Raw genomic sequence first — 17,948 nt, forward strand, 5'->3', positions numbered from 1 at the left:
GTCATTCTCGTGAGGAACAGCGATGTCGCAATACCGTACCTTTACCGCCCAGGACGCCGTGGAGTATGCAAAGCAGTTCGGGGGCCTTGATGATCCCTCAACGCTGGTAGAGGCGCAGGAAGTGGGCGACGGCAACCTCAATCTGGTCTTTAAAATTTTTGACAGCGCAGGCGTAAGCCGCATCATCGTCAAGCAGGCGCTGCCCTATGTGCGCTGCGTGGGCGAATCCTGGCCGCTGACGCTGGACCGCGCCCGCCTGGAAGCGCAAACGCTGATCGAGCATTACAAACACAGCCCGCAGCATACGGTGAAAATCCACCACTTCGATCCGGCGCTGGCGGTGATGGTGATGGAAGATCTCTCCAGCCATCGCATCTGGCGCGGCGAGCTGATCGGTAACGTATCCTACCCGCAGGCAGCAAGCCAGCTGGGGGAATATCTCGCCCACACGCTGTTTCACACCAGCGATTTTTACCTGCATCCCCACGAGAAAAAAGCGCGGGTGGCGCAGTTCATCAACCCGGAGATGTGCGAGATCACCGAAGATCTGTTCTTTAACGATCCGTACCAGATCCACGCGCGCAATAATTACCCTGCCGAGCTGGAAAATGACGTGGCCGCCCTGCGTGACGATGCCCAACTGAAAATTGCGGTGGCGTCCCTGAAGCACCGCTTTTTCTCACAGGCCGAAGCCCTGCTGCATGGCGATATTCACAGCGGCTCGATTTTCGTGGCGGAAGGCAGCCTGAAAGCCATTGACGCCGAATTCGGCTACTTCGGGCCGATTGGCTTCGACATGGGTACCGCCATCGGCAACCTGCTGCTGAACTTCTGCGGCCTGCCGGGTCATCTGGGCATTCGCGATGCCGCCGCCGCCCGCGAGCAGCGTCTGACCGATATCCAGACGCTGTGGCACACCTTTGCGGAACGCTTCCAGGCGCTGGCACACGAGAAAACCCGCGACGCCGCGCTGAGCGCACCGGGCTACGCCACGGAATTCCTGAAAAAAGTCTGGCAGGACGCGATTGGCTTCTGCGGCACCGAGTTGATTCGCCGCAGCGTGGGGCTGTCGCACGTGGCGGATATCGACACCATTCGGGATGAGGCGATGCGCCACGAATGCCTGCGTCACGCCATCACGCTCGGCAAAGCGTTGATTGTGATTGCCGATCGCATCGACAGCGCGGAAGAGCTGGTGGCGCGGGTGCGGCAGTACAGCTGAGTGCTTTTGCCGGGTGGCGGCTTCGCCTTACCCGGCCTACGATCCTGATTTTCGCCCTCTCCCTGTGGGAGAGGGCCGGGGTGAGGGCATCAAACCGCACTCACCCCAGATACTCAATCACCGATAACCCGCCGTTATAATCCGTGCTGTAGATAATCCCCTGCGCATCCACAAACACATCGCACGACTGGATCACCTGCGGGCGGTTGGGCCGCGTATCCATCATCTTCTGCGGCGCAGCGGGCACCAGCGCGCCGGTTTCCACCGGGCGATACGGGTTGGAAATGTCGTACGCTCGCACGCCCGCATTCTGATACGTCGCAAAAATCAGCGTGGAGCTGACAAAGCTCCCTGGCCGGTTCTCGTGCAGGTTATGCGGGCCAAAGTGCGCCCCCTTCGCCACGTAATCGCGCTCATCGGGCTGCGGGAAGGTGGAAATACTGACCGGGTTAGACGGCTCGCGGATATCAAACAGCCAGATCAGCTTCTCGCCATCTTCCTGGTTATCCAGCACCGCCTCATCCAGCACCACCAGCAGATCGCGGTCCGGCAACGGCAGCGCGGTGTGCGTACCGCCGCCAAACGGCGGACTCCAGTTGCGATGGCTAATCAGCGTCGGATTCGCTCTGTCCTTAACGTCCAGCAGGGTCAGCCCGCCGTCGCGCCAGCTGCCGTACGCGGTATCCCCGGCGATAATCGCGTGGTGCAGCGCGTAGCGTTTGCCTTCGGGCCAGGTCGGCTCTTCGCCGTCGGCCTGGTTCATCCCCGGCAGCCACCAGCGTCCCGCCACCTCGGGCTTACGCGGGTCGGCCAGATCGATGGTCAGAAAGATATAATCGGTAAAGCCGTCGATCAGCGCCGATACGTATGCCCAGCGCCCGCCCACGTACCAGATGCGGTGAATGCCAATGCCGTTCAGCGACAGAAACCCGATCTCACGCGGCGCATCCGGCGTGGAGATATCAAACACGCGCAGCCCGGCGCTCCAGCCCGTGTCCTGCACGTCGCGCACGGTCTCGCCCACCTGCCGGGTGTAGTACACCTTTTCGTCGGCAAAGCGGGCATCGGCAAACAGATCCCGGGCGTTAATCACCAGCAGCAGATCGTCGTGCGCCTGCAGGTGGACGTTCCAGGTGCCGGGCGGCGCGGGCACATACCCTGCTGCTTTAGGGTTTTTCGGGTCGCGCACGTCAACAATTGAAAAACCCTGCGACACCATATGGCCGATGTAAGCAAAGCCGCGATGAACCATCAGCTGCACGCCGTCCGGCCGGCCGCCCTGGTCGCTATGACCTACCAGCCGCATATTGCGGCTGTATTCGGGTTGAGGTAATGCAGACATATTTTCGTCCTTTCGCCGGATGGCAGTTGCGCCTTATCCGGCCTACAAAAGCGCCACCGGGCATTATTTAGATTTTGCTTCCAGCGTCGCAAACCACGGGGCGATAAAATCGTCGGTCTGGCCCCAGCCCGGAATGATTTTCCCGAGCGTAGCCACGTTCACCGCGCCAGGCTGGGCGGTGAGCAACGCCTGCGGGATCGCCGCCGCTTTAAAGTCGTAGGTTGCAGGCGTGGTTTCTCCGGCAATCTTGTTGGCAATCAGGCGGACGTTGGTCGCGCCGATGAGTTTCGGATCCACCGCCACGCTCACCGTCCACGGGCTGCCCGGCTCGCGCATTAGCTGAAGATCCTGGTTAGAGATATCAATGCTGTAGAGTTTGATTTCGGTCCGGCCATTCTCTTTCAACGCCTTATATGCCCCCTGGCTGAATGCGTCCCAGGTTCCCCAGATGGCGTCGATTTTGCCTTTCGGGTATTTCGCCAGGATCGCGCCCACCTTGTTGGCGGTATCGCCCTGCACGTCAGAAGAGACCGCGCCAATCGACTCCAGCTCTTTAATGCCCGGGTACTGCTTTTGCAGCGCTTGATAGGCCGCCTGACGGCGTTCCATCGGCGGGAAGCCCGCCACCCACAGCTTGACGATGTTGGCTTTGCCGTTGAAATCTTTCGCCAGCTGGCCGAAAGAGAGGTTGGTCAGGGAGGCGTCATCCTGCTGGGTCACGGTCACGCCCGGAATGTCACCGTTTACGGCGGTATCAAATACCGAGACCTTAATCCCGGCCTCCACCGCTTTTTTCACCAGCGCGGTTGAATACGGATCGCGCCCCTGCGAGAGAATAATCCCGTCATACTTTTGGCTGATCGCCTGATTAACGAAGTCCTGGAATTTGGCATCATCGCCGTTGCTCAAGAAGGTGCTGACCTTAAAGCCGAGCTTTTTACCCTGCTGGATGGCTCCGGCGACAAACTGGGTGGTGTTGTCATCGGAACCGAGGTTGCGGATCACGGCAATGCGGATGGGTCCGTCATGGCTGGCAATGGCCGCCGGAAGCGGTGCGGGCGTTGCCGCGAAGCCCGGCAGCGAGGTCAGAAAGCCGAGCGCCACCACAGCGCGTGTCACTGTTTTCATTGTGCTATCCCTTAACGTTTTTGTATGTAGGTAATGGCCAGCGCCACGGCGAGCACCAGCCCTTTTATAATGTCCATCGCGTAGTACGGCACGGAGAGCATCACCAGGCCGTTCGACAGCACGCCCAGAATCACCGCGCCCACCAGAGTCCCCAGCGCGTTTGGTTTCCCGGATCCGGCCAGCGAAAAGCCGATCCACGCCGCCGCTACCGCGTCCATCAGATAGCCGCCGCCCGCATTCACCTGCGATGAGCCAATGCGCGAAGCCAGCAAAATGCCGCCCAGCCCGGCCAGCAGCGAGGCAATCACATAGGCCGCCACCTTGTAGCGCGTGGTCCGAATGCCCGAAAGGCGCGCCGCCTCCGGGTTACCGCCGATGGCGTACATCCGACGGCCATGGGTAGTCAGCGACAGCCCGAGCTGCGCCAGTACGGTCACCACCAGCATGACAATCACGATGGTCGGCACCTGCCCGAGCAGGCTGAACGCTGCCGGAAGGGTCCCCTCCGCCATATCGCCGCTCGGCAGCACCATGTTTTCGGTAATCGACCCGCCGTAGCTGTAGGTCATCGCCACGCCCTGAACCACAAACAGGCTGGCAAGCGTGGCAAGCATGTCCGGGATACGCAGGATGACGATCAGAAAGGCGTTAAACAGCCCCACCAGCGTACAGAGCGCGAGGGTAATCAGGATCGACGTGGTGGTGCCGAAGCCGTGCCAGACGAAAAGTGAAATCACCAGCGCGTTAGCCAGCGAGGCCGTTGACCCCACCGACAGATCAAACCCGCCGACGGTGAGGGAAATCGACACCCCCACGGCAATCACCGTCACGATGGCAATTGCGCGCAGGATATTGATGATGTTGTTCGGGTCGAGGAAGCTGTCTGACGCCAGGCCAAAGAACGCCACCAGCGCGACGACGGTCAACAGCATGCCCCACCGGTAGAGAAAATCAAAAATCTGCTGGCGGCCCGACGCCGCCGCGGTCACTGAAAGGGCCTTGCTCACGTCGCCGTTCCTCCGGTTGAATAATAAAGTAGTGTCTCTTCGCGGGCCTCGGCCCCGGCAATTTCCGCCACGATGCGCCCGTCCCACAGTACGCAAATGCGGTCGCACAGCCCGACCAGCTCGGCGAACTCACCGGAGGCGTAAATCACCCCTTTGCCCTCGCGCGCCAGGCCGTCGATCAGCTGAAACAGATCGGTTTTGGCCTTCACGTCGACGCCCTTGGTCGGCTCATCGAAAATCAATACGCTGGCGTCGTTGCGCAGCCATTTGCCAATGGCGACCTTCTGTTGATTACCGCCCGACAGGCGGCGCAGCACCTGCCCCGGCCCACGCGCACGCACGCCAACCCGGGCAATCACCTCCTCTGCCCAGCGCCACGCCTGACGATGGCCGAACAGGCTCCAGCGCGAAAACGTCTTGTCCGCCGTCACCGCCAGGTTCATGCCGATCGGTTCATCAATAAAAATACCCTCTTTGCGCCGCTCCTCCGGCACCAGCGCCAGACCGCGCAGCACCGAGTCCGCCGGGTCGCGCGGCTGCCAGGGTTGATGGTTCAACTCACCGCGATCGATGCGGCTTTTGGTTGCACCAAACAGCGCCTTGCACAGCTCGGTTTTACCCGCCCCCGCCAGCCCGGCAATGCCGAGAATTTCGCCTTTGCGCAGGTGCAGAGAGATATCTTTTAGCAGAGCCTCGTCGTGCAGCCCTTCTACCCGCAGCAGCGTCTCGTCACCGTGCGGCGGACGCGCGGGCGGATAGATATCGCTCAGCACATGGCCGAGCATCTTCTCGACGATCGCCTCACCGCTGAGATCGGCCATCGGGCCGGACTCAATCAGCCTGCCGTCGCGCAGCACCGTCAGGGTGTCGCAGATGGCCTTCAGCTCGTGGATACGGTGCGAGATAAACACCACGCCGATGCCCTGCTGTTGCAGACGTCTCACCACCGCAAACAGGCGCTCGCTTTCGTGGGCGTCGAGCGGCGCGGTAGGCTCATCGAGGATCAGAAAACGGCAGTGGTGCGAGAGCGCCCGCGCCAGCAAAATCTGCTGCTTTTCGGCAAGCGTACAGCCGTCGATGGTGCGGCGGACGTCCAGCGAGACGTCAAGCTGCGCCAGCGCCTGTCTCGCCTGCTGGCGAATGGTGCGCCAGCGGTAGCGGTGTCCCGGCTGCGCCAGCTGGTCGAGCATGATGTTTTCGGCAATGCTCAAGCCCGGCACCAGCGCCACGTCCACCTCCTGCTGAACAAGGTGGATCCCCAGACGTTTGGCGTCCAGCGGCTCGCGGATCGTCACCGGCTGGTTGTTAATGCATATCTCGCCTTCATAGCGATCGTGCGTTCCGCACAGCACCGCCATCAACGTCGATTTCCCCGCGCCGTTTGCGCCGGTCAGCGCATGTACCGAGCCGCCCGCCAGCGTAAAGTCCACGCGCGTCAGCGCCTGAAAGCCGGAAAAGGCCAGGCTGATACCGCGCATTTCAAGGTGACTGGAGACCATCTGCGTAAATCCTTCATTACTCTTTTGATTTAGCGAATTTTTCACAGCTCCGGTTGACTGACAACGACGGAAAAGGCATAAGATAAAGCGAAATATTATTAGCCATCCGGATGTCCAGACATAACATCGGGTTAGCGCTTGCGAAAAAGGACAACACCATGAGCAACACCGATATCCGCGTCGTACCCGGCCCGGCGAACTACTTCTCTCACGCCGGGAGCCTTGCGCGCCTGAGCGAATTTTTTACCCCGGAGCAGCTTTCCCGCGCCGTGTGGATTTACGGCGAACGCGCCATCGAAGGCGCTCGCCCGTTCCTGCCGGAAAGCTTTAACGCCCCGGGGGCAAAACGCCTGTTATTTAAAGGCCACTGCAGCGAGCGCGACGTGACAGACCTGGTTCGCCAGGCCGGCGACGACGCCAGCGTGGTGATTGGGGTGGGCGGCGGCGCGCTGCTTGATACCGCCAAAGCCGTGGCGCGCCGTCTGGGCGTGTCTGTCGTGGCGGTGCCGACCATCGCTGCCACCTGCGCCGCGTGGACGCCGCTCTCCGTCTGGTACAACGATGCCGGTCAGGCGCTTCAGTTCGAGATTTTCGACGACGCCAATTTTCTGGTGCTGGTGGAGCCGCAAATCATCCTCAACGCCCCGGCGGAATACCTGCTGGCGGGCATCGGCGACACGCTGGCGAAGTGGTACGAGGCGGTGGTCCTCGCCCCGCAGCCGGAGGCGCTGCCGCTGACCGTGCGGCTGGGCATTAACGGCGCACTGGCAATCCGCGATGTGCTGCTGGCGCGCAGCGAGGAGGCGCTGGCCGACCAGCAGCGTGGTGAACAGACGCAGGCGTTCCGCGACGTGGTGGATGCCATCATCGCCGGAGGCGGGATGGTTGGTGGTCTTGGCGAACGCTTTACCCGCGTGGCCGCCGCGCATGCGGTACACAACGGCTTAACGGTGCTGCCGCAGACGGAAAAATACCTGCACGGCACCAAAGTGGCCTACGGCATTCTGGTGCAAAGCGCGCTGCTCGGTCAGGATGAGGTGCTGGCGCAGTTGGTGGCGGCCTATCAGCGCTTTAACCTGCCGACCACCCTGCGTGAACTGGAGGTGGATATCAACAACCGTGACGAGCTGGACAAGGTGATTGCCCATACCCTGCGCCCGGTCGAGTCGATTCACTACCTGCCGGTTACGCTCAGCCCGGATGTGCTGCGTGCTGCGTTTGAGAAGGTGGAAACATTCCCCCGCTAAACGCGCCGACCGTCTATACCTAATGATGATTCTCACTACTCTCGCAACGAGGTCATCATGCAGATCGATTTAACAGGTAAGAAGGCGCTGGTTACCGGCGCCAGCCGTGGGTTGGGTCGTGCAATTGCACTGTCGCTGGCGCGCGCCGGTGCCGATGTGGTTATTACGTATGAAAAATCCGCGGATAAAGCGCAGGCCGTCGTCGATGAGATAACGGCGCTCGGGCGGCACGGCGAGGCGATACAGGCGGACAGCGCCAGCGCGCAGGCCATTCAGGATGCCGTCACCCATGCGGCACGCTCCCTCGGCGGGCTGGACATTCTGGTCAACAACGCCGGGATCGCCCGTGGCGGCCCGCTGGAGACCATGACGCTGGCGGATATCGATGCGCTTATCAACGTCAACATTCGCGGCGTGGTGATCGCCATTCAGGAGGCGCTGGTCCACATGTCCGACGGTGGGCGCATCATCAACATCGGCAGTTGTCTGGCGAACCGCGTGGCGCAGCCGGGAATTGCCGTCTACTCGATGACCAAATCCGCACTCAACTCCCTGACCCGTGGTCTGGCCCGCGATTTAGGCCCGCGCGGGATCACCGTGAACCTCGTTCACCCCGGCCCGACCAACAGCGACATGAACCCGGAAGACGGTGAGCAGGCCGACTCGCAGCGACAGCTTATCGCAGTGGGGCATTACGGCCAGCCGGAAGACGTGGCTGCGGCGGTCACCTTCCTCGCCAGCCCGGCAGCGGGGCAAATTTCCGGCACCGGTCTGGACGTGGACGGCGGTTTGAACGCCTGATCGCATATTTTCTGCACGCCTCTGTCGCCCGGCAGAGGCTTTGTCGAGCCGCCTCGACGGTTCGCGTTTTGCCGCTTTATCCCGCCAGCGCTCCGCTCTACAGTGCTCCCATAAGAAATTCGGAATTTATCTAATAGTCTTATTATTTCCTTATATTTTGTGTGGGCGTACAGTGGAGGTACGGATGAAGATTGTCTGGTCTAATGGTGCAAAAAAGGCTTTTTCCAGAATTGACGAGCGGTATCAGCGCCGCATTGAGGTAAAGCTTACCGAACTGGATGACAGCTCGGCTCCCCGGCCCGATATCAAAAAAATATCGATGGCAGAAAATCATTTCCGGCTTCGCGTTGGCGATTACCGCATCATCTATACGCTTCGGGACGATCCCGATGACCATTGTTATATTCTGGCCATCAAACGCAGAACATCAACAACTTACCTGCACGAGGAGAAAGCCACATATGGCTGTTCAGCTAATTAAGGACGATAACGGTAAAACGCAGTACGTGGTTATTCCTTATCACGAATACTTCCGCATGTGCTTGCAGATGGCTGAGATTGACGACGAAACCGACGACGATCTGGAGGATATTGAAGTCGAACACGATAGTCTGGATGACGTTGAATTGCCCGGTGAAGTATGCAGCATCATGACCTGGCAGAACGTCAGCCTGCAGGCCGCGTGGCGCATCCATTGCGGGCTATCACAGCAGGAGGTGGCGGAGAAACTCGGCATCAGCCAGTCCGCCGTGTCGCAGCTTGAGGCCATCGACTCACGCCCGCAAAAGCGCACCCGCGAAAAGCTGGCGGCCATTTACGGCTGTAAGCAGGAGCAGATCAGCCTCTATTTACCAAAAGAGGGTTAACAGCACTTCGCCCCGCCCTTGCCGCCGTAGCGGGCGTCCTGACGATCGCGGAAAAATTCTTCGTAGGTCATCGGCGTCTGATCCGGATGGGTGACGCGCATATGCTCGACGTAGTTGTCGTAGTCCGGCACGCCAATCATCATTTTGGCGGCCTGGCCCAGGTACTTACCAGCTTTGGAGAGGGTGTCGAACATGATTCTGGTCTCACAGGAAATGTAGGCCGGGTAAGGCGGAGCCGCCACCCGGCACACAGGTTAATGCGCCCCTTTCGCCTGGGTCACAATCTCATCCAGGTTCTCAGGCATCCGCTCGTACGGCGTCTCTTTCGCCGTCGGCTTGTCCACTTTCAGGGCCGCCAGCGCGGTTTTCAGAGAATACAACGCCAGCACCACAACCACCACCATAAAGAAGATGGTCAGCCCGGCGTCCAGACGGTTGTTAAACACCAGCTGCGACAGCTGCGATTCGGTGTACTGCGCCGGGATTTTACCGCTGTCGATCATCGCCTGGAACTTGTTGGCAATCGCCAGGAAGCCTACCTTGTTATCCGGGCTGAAGGCTTTCTGCCAGCCTGCCGTCAGGGTACAAATCAGCAGCCACGCGGTTGGCAGGAGCGCCACCCATGCATAGCGCTGGCGCTTCATTTTGAACAGAACCACCGCACAGAGCATCAGCGCCATCCCCGCCAGCATCTGGTTGGCGATGCCGAACAGCGGCCACAGGGTGTTAATCCCGCCCAGCGGATCGACCACCCCTTGATGGAGGAAGTAGCCCCACGCCAGCACGCACAGCGCCGTCGCCAGCAGATTGGCCGGGAGGGAGTCGGTACGCTTCAGGTTCGGCGAAATCACGCCCAGCAGATCCTGCAGCATAAAGCGCGCCGCGCGCGTACCTGCGTCCACCGCGGTCAGGATAAACAGCGCTTCAAACAGGATCGCAAAGTGATACCAGAACGAGACATCCATCAGCCCGCCCAGCGCGCCGTGCAGAATGTAGGCCATCCCCACCGCCAGCGTCGGTGCGCCGCCCGCTCGGGAGATGATCGACTGCTCGCCCACCTCATTCGCGATGTGCGTCAGCGTTTCAGGGGTAATCGCAAAGCCCCAGCCGCTGACCACCTGCGCAGCAGAAGCCACCACGTCCACGGTTCCGGCAGGGGCCAGCACCGCCATCGGGCTGTTCATCGCAAAGTAAACGCCCGGGTCGATAATACAGGCGGAGACCAGCGCCATGATCGCCACGAAAGACTCCATCAGCATACCGCCGTAGCCAATCAGGCAGGCCTGATTTTCATTCGCCAGCATCTTGGGCGTGGTGCCGGAGGCAATCAGGGCATGGAAGCCCGACACCGCTCCGCAGGCAATGGTGATAAACAGGAACGGGAACAGGTTGCCGGTCCAGACCGGGCCGGTACCGTCGATGAATTTGGTTAATGCGGGCATGGTCAGGGTCGGGCGCATAATCAGAATGCCGATCGCCAGCCCGACAATCGTGCCGATTTTCAGGAACGTGGAGAGATAGTCGCGCGGGGCCAACAGCAGCCACACCGGCAGCACCGCCGCCACAAAGCCATAGCCCACCAGCATCCACGTCAGCTGCACGCCGGTGAAGTCAAACCACGGCGCCCAGGTGGGGCTTTCCGCCACCCAGCCGCCGGAGATAATGGCGAACACCAGGAACACCAGGCCAATCACCGACACTTCGCCAATACGCCCCGGGCGCAGATAGCGAATGTAGATCCCCATGAACAGCGCCAGCGGAATGGTAAAGGCCACGGTGTAGGTTCCCCACGGGCTGTGGGTCAGCGCTTTCACCACGATCATCGCCAGCACCGCCAGAATGATCACCATAATCATAAAGGTCGCCACCAGGGCAATCACCCCGGCAGTGGCTCCCATCTCCTCTTTCACCAGCTCGCCCAGCGAACGTCCGTCGCGGCGCGTAGAGACGAACAACACCATGAAGTCCTGCACCGCCCCGGCCAGCACCACGCCCGCGAGGATCCAGATCATCCCTGGCAGGTAGCCCATCTGCGCCGCCAGCACCGGCCCCACCAGCGGCCCTGCCCCGGCAATGGCCGCGAAATGGTGACCAAACAGCACTTTTTTGTCGGTCGGCACGTAGTCCAGCCCGTCGTTATGGCGCACCGCTGGTGTCATGCGCGTGCTGTCCACGCCCAGCACGTTTTTAGCGATATAACGGCCATAAAAACGATACGCGATCAGATAAATGCAGACGGAGGCGACGACGATCCACAGCGCGTTGATCTGCTCCCCCCGATTGAGGGCGATATAGCCCAGGGCAAAGGCTCCCACAACGGAGAGCCCTGCCCACAGAAGGTATTTCCCTGAGTTGTTCATAGTTGGTGTCCGTTGTTGTGAAACAGTGAGATGTTACATTTTGTTTCTAGAACACCCGCCAAAATTTAACAACTTTGAAACGCAATAATGTGGGGTCGTACCAGACATTTACACCACAGTGTTAAGCCGATCACTTTCGCGCCGTCAGCGGTCACACTTTTACCTTTTTCAGCCAGGCACGTTATTACGGGATGATTTGTATCATTTTTTTTGCACGTAACCCGGCCAGAATGACGCAACGTTTGTACCGAACTGCTGATGCACATCATTTCTGAACAGGACGTGAACATGAATCTTGACCAATACATTGAAGAGTTGAAAACCCTGGTAAACGTCGACTGCGGCACCCAGACCGTCGCCGGCGTCGCCACCGTGGCAGGCATTATTGAGGCGCTCTGGCAGCGCGAAGGCTGGCACACCGAGCAGGTTAATCTGGGCGACAAGGTCGGCCCCGGCGTGTTTGTCAGCAACCGTCCCGGAGCGGAGCAGTTTGACGTGCTGCTGGTTGGCCATCTCGATACCGTGTTTGCCCCCGGCACCGTGGCCGAACGCCCGATGCGCGAGGATGAGACGCGGCTGTACGGCCCCGGCGTATCGGATATGAAGAGCGGTCTTCTGAATATATTGTGGGCAATGCGCGCGCTGGACGCGGCGGACAAGGATCGTCTGTCGATTGCGGTGGCGATGAACCCGGACGAAGAGACCGGCTCGGTCTATTCCCATGAATGGATCGGCGGGCTGGCAAAACGCGCTCGCTGCGTGCTGGTGTGCGAAGCGGCCCGCGCCGACGGCTCGCTGGTGAAGGCGCGCAAAGGCATGGCGGGCTATCACCTCACCTTTAGCGGCGTGGCGGCGCACGCGGGTAACGATCCGGAAAAAGGCCGCTCGGCCATCACCGCGCTGGCACACGCGATTACCGCGATAAATTCGCTCACCGACTGGACGCGCGGCACCACCCTGAACGTCGGGGTTATTAACGGCGGCAGTGCGGCCAACGTGGTGGCCGACAGCGCCACGGCTGAACTCGACGTGCGTTTCTGGGAAAACGATGAATACGACCGGGTGAATCAGGCGCTTGAAGCGCTGTGCGAAAAAGGCTTTTTAGAGGGCGTGACCACCACCCTAAGCCGCGTGAATCATAAGCCAGCCATGGCGGCCGGGGAGTCAACTCAGCAGCTGATGCAGCTCGTTGAGAACGCGGGGAAAGAAGAAAACATCGCCATCACCTGGCAGGCGGTCGGCGGCGGCAGCGACGCCAATCATACCGCGGCGCTCGGCATTCCGACGCTCGACGGCTTAGGGCCGATTGGCGCAGGCTTCCACAGCCCGGCGGAGTGGCTGGACAAAACGTCGATTGAACCGCGGATCCGGTTGCTGAAACGGGTTGTTTCGATGCTGTAAGGCACCGCCCGGTGGCGCTTCGCTTACCGGGCCTACTCTCTGCATGTAGGCCGGGTAAGGCGAAGCCGCCACCCGGCAATTCAGGCCCAACCCTACCCCAGCACCATCGTGCTCAACCGGCACGTACAGCAGCGCCGTCCCTGCTCGTCGAACACCACGATTTCCCAGCTCTGGCTGGTGCGCCCCAGATGCAGCGGCTGACACACGCCGCGCACCTTGCCCTGCGCCACGGCGCGGTGGTGCGTGGCGTTCAGCTCCGTTCCCACCACGTTCTGCCCGTCGCGGGTCATCAGGAACCCGGCCATAGAACCGAGCGTCTCCGCAAGCGCAGCGGAGGCTCCGCCGTGCAGCAGGCCAAACGGCTGATGGGTGCGGGCGTCCACCGGCATCTCAGCTTCCAGGCTGTCATCACCAAGGCGGGTATAGACAATGCCCAGATGCGCCACCATCGTGTTCTGACTGGTGGCGTTCAGTGCCTCAAGCGACAAATGACGTTTCCAGATCATCTTACGCCCCCAGCGTGGAGCCGCCGTCCACCACGATATCCTGCAGGGTGATATGGCTTGCGGCATCGGACGCCAGGAACAGCACGGTGCTGGCGATCTCCTGCGGACGGGCGATTTTACCCAGCGGAATGCCAAGCTTGAACTGCTCGCCAAAGCCACGGATACGCTGGCGTTCAGCATCGTCGCTGGTCCACAGGGTGCGCTGCATATCGGTATCCGTGGAGCCTGGGGAAACCAGGTTACAGCGCACGCCGCTGCCCGCCAGTTCCAGCCCGACGGTGAGGGCCAGGCTTTTCAGCGCCGCCTTCGAGGCACCGTAGGCGCTCATTCCGATGCGTGGAGTGTGCGCCGCGTCAGACGCTACGGTGACAATCGCCCCGCCCCGCTGGCGACGGAACGTGTCCATCGTCTGCTGGAACAGGTTGAACGCACCACCGACGTTGACCGCGAAGGTCTGCTGCCAGTCCTCCTGCGAGAGCTGGTCAGTCGCGCCCATGCGCAGGATCCCGGCGGCGTTCACCAGAACGTCAAGACGCGCGGTGCTCTGCAGCAACCGTCCGCACACCGCTTTAACCTGCGCGGCGTCGGCCACGTCCAGCGTTTCAGTGGCAAACGGATAATGCGTCCGGGTAAACGCCAGATCGAACCCGGTAACCTGTGCGCCGGCCTCCGCGAAGGCCTGCGCCGTCGCGTAGCCAATGCCCTTACCCGCGCCCGTAACCCAGACGGTTTTGCCGGTAAAATCAAATCCCGCCATCACTTCACCTCGCGGGAAAGCAGCGCCCACCAGGCATCAAGGGTCGGGTTTTTCGCCAGCATCACGAAGTCGATGTCGCCATGCACTTTGCGCCAGCGCGCCGCCAGCGCCATCATGCGCACCGAGTCCAGTCCGTAGTCGATCAGGTTTTCGTCATCCATCGGCTCGTCGGATTCGTCCAGCAGCGGCAGGATAAGCTCACGCAGCGCGGCTTTCGAAGCCGGAACGGACGGCAGCAGTTCGTCGGTCATCACCACGCGACCGGAACGCCCTGCCACATACCTGAGCGACATCAGGTGCTCGTCACGGGTGAAATCTGCCAGCGCATCGGCGATGAAGAACGGCTTGATGTCGCGCATAAACGCGTCGGTGGCGGTGGTCATGCAGCCGATATGCGCGTAAACGCCGGTGATCAGCAGCTGGTTGCGGCCGGTCTCCTTGAGCATCTGCTCCAGCGGCGAGCGGTGGAACGCGCTGTAGCGCCACTTCACCAGCACGGTATCGGCTTCATCCGGCGTCAGTTCAGCGACGATACGCTGCTGCTCCGGCGAACGGGTCAGGCCCGGCCCCCACATGTCGTTCAGCAGGGCACGGTCTTCGTCGCTCTGCTCTTTCGGCTGGGCGGTGTAGTAAACCGGGATGTTGTGTTCTTTGCAGTAATCGCGAAGTCTCGCGATGTTCGCCACCACCTGCGCCATCATTGCGCTGTTTTCGCCCCAGAAGTTCAGGAAGTATTCCTGCATATCATGGATCAGCAGCGCGGCGCGCTCTGGCTCAAAGGTCCAGTTCACTTTGTTGTTCGGCAGGTCTGCGGCGGTTGGCAGCGCGTAAGCGGTTAATTTTGGGATAGCCATATTTTTTTCCTCAGCCCTGTGCGCGTTCCGCGAGCCACAGGCGCAGCTGTTTCTTATCGACTTTACCGACCGGCGTTAACGGAAGCGCGTCAACGCTCTCCACGCGGTCCGGCAGTTTGAATTCGGCAACGCCCTGCTCGCGCAGGAAGCGACGCACCTCGACCGCGCGCAGCGGCTGTTTGACCACCAGATACGCGCAGCTTTTCTCGCCGAGCAGGCTGTCTTCCATGCTCACCAGGGCTGCGTGGATCACAGACTCGTGGCGCAGGAGCAGGTTCTCGATCTCCTCAGCGGCGATCTTCTCGCCCCCGCGGTTGATCTGATCTTTCTCGCGCCCCTGCACGGTGATATAGCCCTGTTCGTCGATGGCGATCAGGTCACCGGAGCAGTAAAAACCGTCGGCGTCAAAGGCGCTGGCGTTGTGCTCCGGGCTGTTGAAATATCCGCGGAAGGTGTACGGCCCGCGCGTCATCAAACGTCCGACTTCTCCGCGCGGCAACGGATTACCGTGCTCGTCCGCCACCCACACTTCGTCGTCCGGGCACATCGGGCGGCCCTGAGTATTCATGATGCGCTCCGGCGTATCGTCGAGCGCGGTGTAGTTCACCAGCCCCTCGGCCATGCCGAACACCTGCTGAAGCTGGCAGCCAATTTCGGCGGGAATACGCGCGGCAAGGGTGGCAGACAGACGAGCGCCGCCAACCTGCAACAGCGTTAAAGACCGCAGCTGCGCATTCCCCGCCCCTTCGGCAATCGCCTGTAGCCACAGGCTGACCGCAGGCGGCACCAGCGAGGTGACGTTGATCTGATGCTGTTCAATCAGCGGGAAACAGAGCGTAGCGCTTGGGTCATTTGCCAGCACCACGCAGCCGCCAGCGGTGAAGATGCCGAGCGATCCCGGCGAGCTCATGGCGTAGTTATGCGCCGCGGGCAGCGCGTTCAGGTAACGGGTATCGGCGGTGATGCCGCAAATCTCGTTGCTGCGACGAATGCTGTAATCGTAGTCGTTGTGCGTACGCGGGATCAGCTTCGGCGTGCCGGTGCTACCACCGGAGAGCTGAAAGAAAGCGACCTCATCGGCAGGCGTCGGGGTCGGAATGAAATTATCCGCCGGGCGCGCAATCGCCGTTTCCAGCGCATGTTCGCCTTTATCGCCGCGCAGCAGCACCACGCGGACCGAGCGGTGTTCGTCCACGAAGGTATTGAGAAACGCTTCATCGGCAAACAGCGGGTGATGGCGATCGGCAATCAGCACCGCCGGTTTAATCTGCGCGGCGTAGGCGTTCAGCTCGCTGCGCTGATGGCTAAAGAGCGCGTTCACCGGCGCAACGCCGATTTGCAGCAGGGCGAAGAAGGTGATGTAAAACTCAGCCACGTTGCCCAGCTGAACGAGCGCCGTTTCACCGCGCACGATCCCCTGAGCCTGTAGCGCAGAGGCCAGGTTGTTGACCTGCTGATTGAACGCGCGATAGGTCAGCCGACGCTCGCCGTCAATGATGGCCACGGCGTCATTGTTGGCCTGATCCGTCAGGATGTGGGTCAGCGGCAGATCCTGCCAGTAGCCTTTCTCACGGTAGCGTCGGGCAAAATCCTCGGGCCAGCGGGTAAAGGGAATGGTCATGATGCGTCCTTAGTGCAAGCCAAATACGTTGAGCATGGTGGAGAGTTTCACCCCGGTTTCACGCCACTCACCCACCGGCGAGGAGGCAGGCACAATGCCCGCACCGGCAAACAGGCGAACGGTATTTTCATGCAGGCGCGCGCAGCGGATGGTCACCACCCACTCACCGTTGCCTTCGCTGTCGCACCAGCCGACGATGCCGCCGAACAGCTCGCGGTCAAACGGCTCCAGCTCGGCGATCAGCTGTTTAGCCGCCTGATGCGGGAAACCGCTCAGCGCAGGGGTCGGGTGCAGCAGGCAGGCCAGAGTCAGGGCGTTTTCGTTTTCACGCGCCTCGCCTTCAATCGGGGTAGCCAGGTGCCACAGCGTCGGCGTGGTGATCAGCTGCGGAGAAGACGGCATGGTCAGCTGATGGCTGCGCGGTGCCAGAACGGCGTTCATCGCCTGGGTTACCAGGTCGTGCTCGTGGCGGTCTTTTTCAGAGGCCAGCAGCTTGTTGCCCGCCTCGCGATCCAGCACATCGTCCGGCTGACGGCGCGCGGAGCCTGCCAGCGGCAGCGAGCTAAAGTGCGCGCCCTCTTTGCGCAGCAGCAGCTCCGGGCTGGCGCCAAGCAGCACACCGCCGTCCTCCAGCGGAACGTGGAAGTTAAAGCTTGCCGGGTTCTGTGCGATCAAACGCTCAAGCAGCGCACCGCTATCAATGGTTTTGTCGGTATCGATATCAATCAGGCGCGACAGCACGACCTTATTCACCTGCGGGGTCGCGGTTAGCGCCGCAGCGCGGGCGACCATCTCTTCAAACACGGGCTGAGCAGGGATCTCGGTGCGCTTTTCCACGTTCAGCGTCTGTGCGCCGGAGAAATAGCGGGAAGATTGCTGGCGCGCCGGGCGAGAGAAGGTCTGCCAGCGTTGTGGGATAAACAGGGACGACGGTTTGCGGGTATCGAACGGGATGGCACCCACCATGATCGGATGGGCAATGCCGCTGGCTTTTGCGTGCCCGAAAGCCTGGGCTAATTTTTGCTGGAAATGGCCGGCCGGATCGTCGCCGCCGACGGCGGACTCAGCGAAACGGGCAAAACAGCCTGAGGTGGTAAAACTGCGATAAGGCGACATAAAGAAAAAGCTGTCTGATTGCAGCGTGGTCGCGGTGTGCTGGATGTCCTCAGCCAATGACGTATCCATATCATCCTCCTAAAATGATAAAAGCAGTAATAATGATTATCATTTATATTTTCGACGGCTAACCTAATCGCACAGCGCCCCGGTGTCAACCGCAGAGCAAGCAACTTGTGCGACTAACGCTTGCATCCCTCTCGCGCAATCATGAAAATGAG

Annotated in this window: 17 protein-coding genes; 6 read left to right on the forward strand and 11 right to left on the reverse strand. The window is 60.8% G+C overall.

The window, feature by feature from the left end; translation table 11 throughout:
* The first annotated feature begins 22 nt into the window (after nt 1–22).
* The gene (gene mtnK / locus ACWKX3_RS09825; protein WP_101738075.1) at nt 23–1,222 is read left to right on the forward strand and encodes an S-methyl-5-thioribose kinase; all 1,200 of its coding nucleotides are present in this window, start codon (nt 23–25) and stop codon (nt 1,220–1,222) included.
* A gap of 100 nt (nt 1,223–1,322) precedes the next feature.
* On the opposite strand, the gene ACWKX3_RS09830 is transcribed toward mtnK, so the two are convergent.
* From ACWKX3_RS09830 to ACWKX3_RS09845, 4 genes are all read right to left on the reverse strand, one after another.
* Complete coding sequence (locus tag ACWKX3_RS09830; protein ID WP_454541651.1) at nt 1,323–2,564, reverse strand: LVIVD repeat-containing protein; 1,242 nt, start codon at nt 2,562–2,564, stop codon at nt 1,323–1,325.
* 63 nt (nt 2,565–2,627) lie between these two features.
* Complete coding sequence (locus ACWKX3_RS09835) at nt 2,628–3,692, reverse strand: sugar ABC transporter substrate-binding protein (RefSeq protein ID WP_088207715.1); 1,065 nt, start codon at nt 3,690–3,692, stop codon at nt 2,628–2,630.
* An 11-nt stretch (nt 3,693–3,703) separates the two neighbouring features.
* The gene (locus ACWKX3_RS09840) at nt 3,704–4,699 is read right to left on the reverse strand and encodes an ABC transporter permease (protein WP_102891265.1); all 996 of its coding nucleotides are present in this window, start codon (nt 4,697–4,699) and stop codon (nt 3,704–3,706) included.
* The gene (locus ACWKX3_RS09845; RefSeq protein ID WP_454541652.1) at nt 4,696–6,198 is read right to left on the reverse strand and encodes a sugar ABC transporter ATP-binding protein; all 1,503 of its coding nucleotides are present in this window, start codon (nt 6,196–6,198) and stop codon (nt 4,696–4,698) included. Before ACWKX3_RS09845 ends, ACWKX3_RS09840 begins: the two co-directional genes overlap by 4 nt.
* 158 nt (nt 6,199–6,356) lie before the next feature.
* Here ACWKX3_RS09845 and ACWKX3_RS09850 point away from each other — a divergent pair, with 158 nt between their 5' ends.
* The 4 genes from ACWKX3_RS09850 (at nt 6,357) to ACWKX3_RS09865 (ending at nt 9,112) form a co-directional block, all read left to right on the forward strand.
* Nucleotides 6,357–7,445, forward strand: a complete 1,089-nt coding sequence (locus ACWKX3_RS09850) for an oxidoreductase (RefSeq protein ID WP_137849103.1) — start codon at nt 6,357–6,359, stop codon at nt 7,443–7,445.
* Between the two features lie 57 nt (nt 7,446–7,502).
* A complete protein-coding gene (locus ACWKX3_RS09855; RefSeq protein ID WP_006177087.1) occupies nt 7,503–8,246 on the forward strand; it encodes an SDR family NAD(P)-dependent oxidoreductase in 744 nt (247 codons plus the stop codon).
* A gap of 184 nt (nt 8,247–8,430) precedes the next feature.
* A complete protein-coding gene (locus tag ACWKX3_RS09860; protein ID WP_137271755.1) occupies nt 8,431–8,727 on the forward strand; it encodes a type II toxin-antitoxin system RelE family toxin in 297 nt (98 codons plus the stop codon).
* Nucleotides 8,708–9,112, forward strand: coding sequence for a helix-turn-helix domain-containing protein (locus tag ACWKX3_RS09865; protein WP_014069279.1), 405 nt, complete (start codon nt 8,708–8,710; stop codon nt 9,110–9,112). Before ACWKX3_RS09860 ends, ACWKX3_RS09865 begins: the two co-directional genes overlap by 20 nt.
* Here the strand turns inward: ACWKX3_RS09865 and ACWKX3_RS09870 are convergent.
* Nucleotides 9,109–9,306, reverse strand: coding sequence for a YbdD/YjiX family protein (locus ACWKX3_RS09870; RefSeq protein WP_006177086.1), 198 nt, complete (start codon nt 9,304–9,306; stop codon nt 9,109–9,111). The two genes, ACWKX3_RS09865 and ACWKX3_RS09870, sit on opposite strands and share 4 nt — an antisense overlap.
* A 60-nt stretch (nt 9,307–9,366) precedes the next feature.
* Nucleotides 9,367–11,472 (reverse strand): pyruvate/proton symporter CstA, encoded by a 2,106-nt coding sequence (cstA, locus tag ACWKX3_RS09875; protein ID WP_006177085.1) that lies wholly within the window; start codon nt 11,470–11,472, stop codon nt 9,367–9,369.
* Between the two features lie 288 nt (nt 11,473–11,760).
* On the opposite strand from cstA, the gene ACWKX3_RS09880 reads away from it, so the two are divergent.
* Nucleotides 11,761–12,873, forward strand: a complete 1,113-nt coding sequence (locus ACWKX3_RS09880; RefSeq protein WP_202561823.1) for a M20 family metallopeptidase — start codon at nt 11,761–11,763, stop codon at nt 12,871–12,873.
* Nucleotides 12,874–12,965: 92 nt separating this feature from the next.
* On the opposite strand, the gene entH is transcribed toward ACWKX3_RS09880, so the two are convergent.
* Genes entH through entC form a run of 5 tightly spaced genes read right to left on the reverse strand, consistent with a single transcriptional unit; the run spans nt 12,966 to nt 17,796 of the window.
* Nucleotides 12,966–13,379: a proofreading thioesterase EntH gene (gene entH, locus ACWKX3_RS09885; RefSeq protein WP_006177082.1), complete on the reverse strand. Its 414-nt coding sequence runs from the start codon at nt 13,377–13,379 to the stop codon at nt 12,966–12,968.
* A 1-nt stretch (nt 13,380) separates the two neighbouring features.
* Nucleotides 13,381–14,136, reverse strand: a complete 756-nt coding sequence (gene entA, locus ACWKX3_RS09890) for a 2,3-dihydro-2,3-dihydroxybenzoate dehydrogenase EntA (protein ID WP_454541653.1) — start codon at nt 14,134–14,136, stop codon at nt 13,381–13,383.
* On the reverse strand, nt 14,136–14,990 hold the full coding sequence (locus ACWKX3_RS09895; protein WP_058610632.1) for an isochorismatase: 855 nt from the start codon (nt 14,988–14,990) through the stop codon (nt 14,136–14,138). The genes entA and ACWKX3_RS09895 overlap by 1 nt, the downstream gene beginning before the upstream one ends.
* A 10-nt stretch (nt 14,991–15,000) precedes the next feature.
* Nucleotides 15,001–16,611: a (2,3-dihydroxybenzoyl)adenylate synthase EntE gene (gene entE / locus ACWKX3_RS09900; protein WP_088207720.1), complete on the reverse strand. Its 1,611-nt coding sequence runs from the start codon at nt 16,609–16,611 to the stop codon at nt 15,001–15,003.
* 9 nt (nt 16,612–16,620) lie between these two features.
* Entirely contained in the window at nt 16,621–17,796 is a 1,176-nt protein-coding gene (gene entC, locus ACWKX3_RS09905) for an isochorismate synthase EntC (protein ID WP_454541654.1), read from the reverse strand.
* Nucleotides 17,797–17,948 lie beyond the last annotated feature (152 nt).

The organism is Enterobacter sp. UPMP2052, assembly GCF_053709675.1.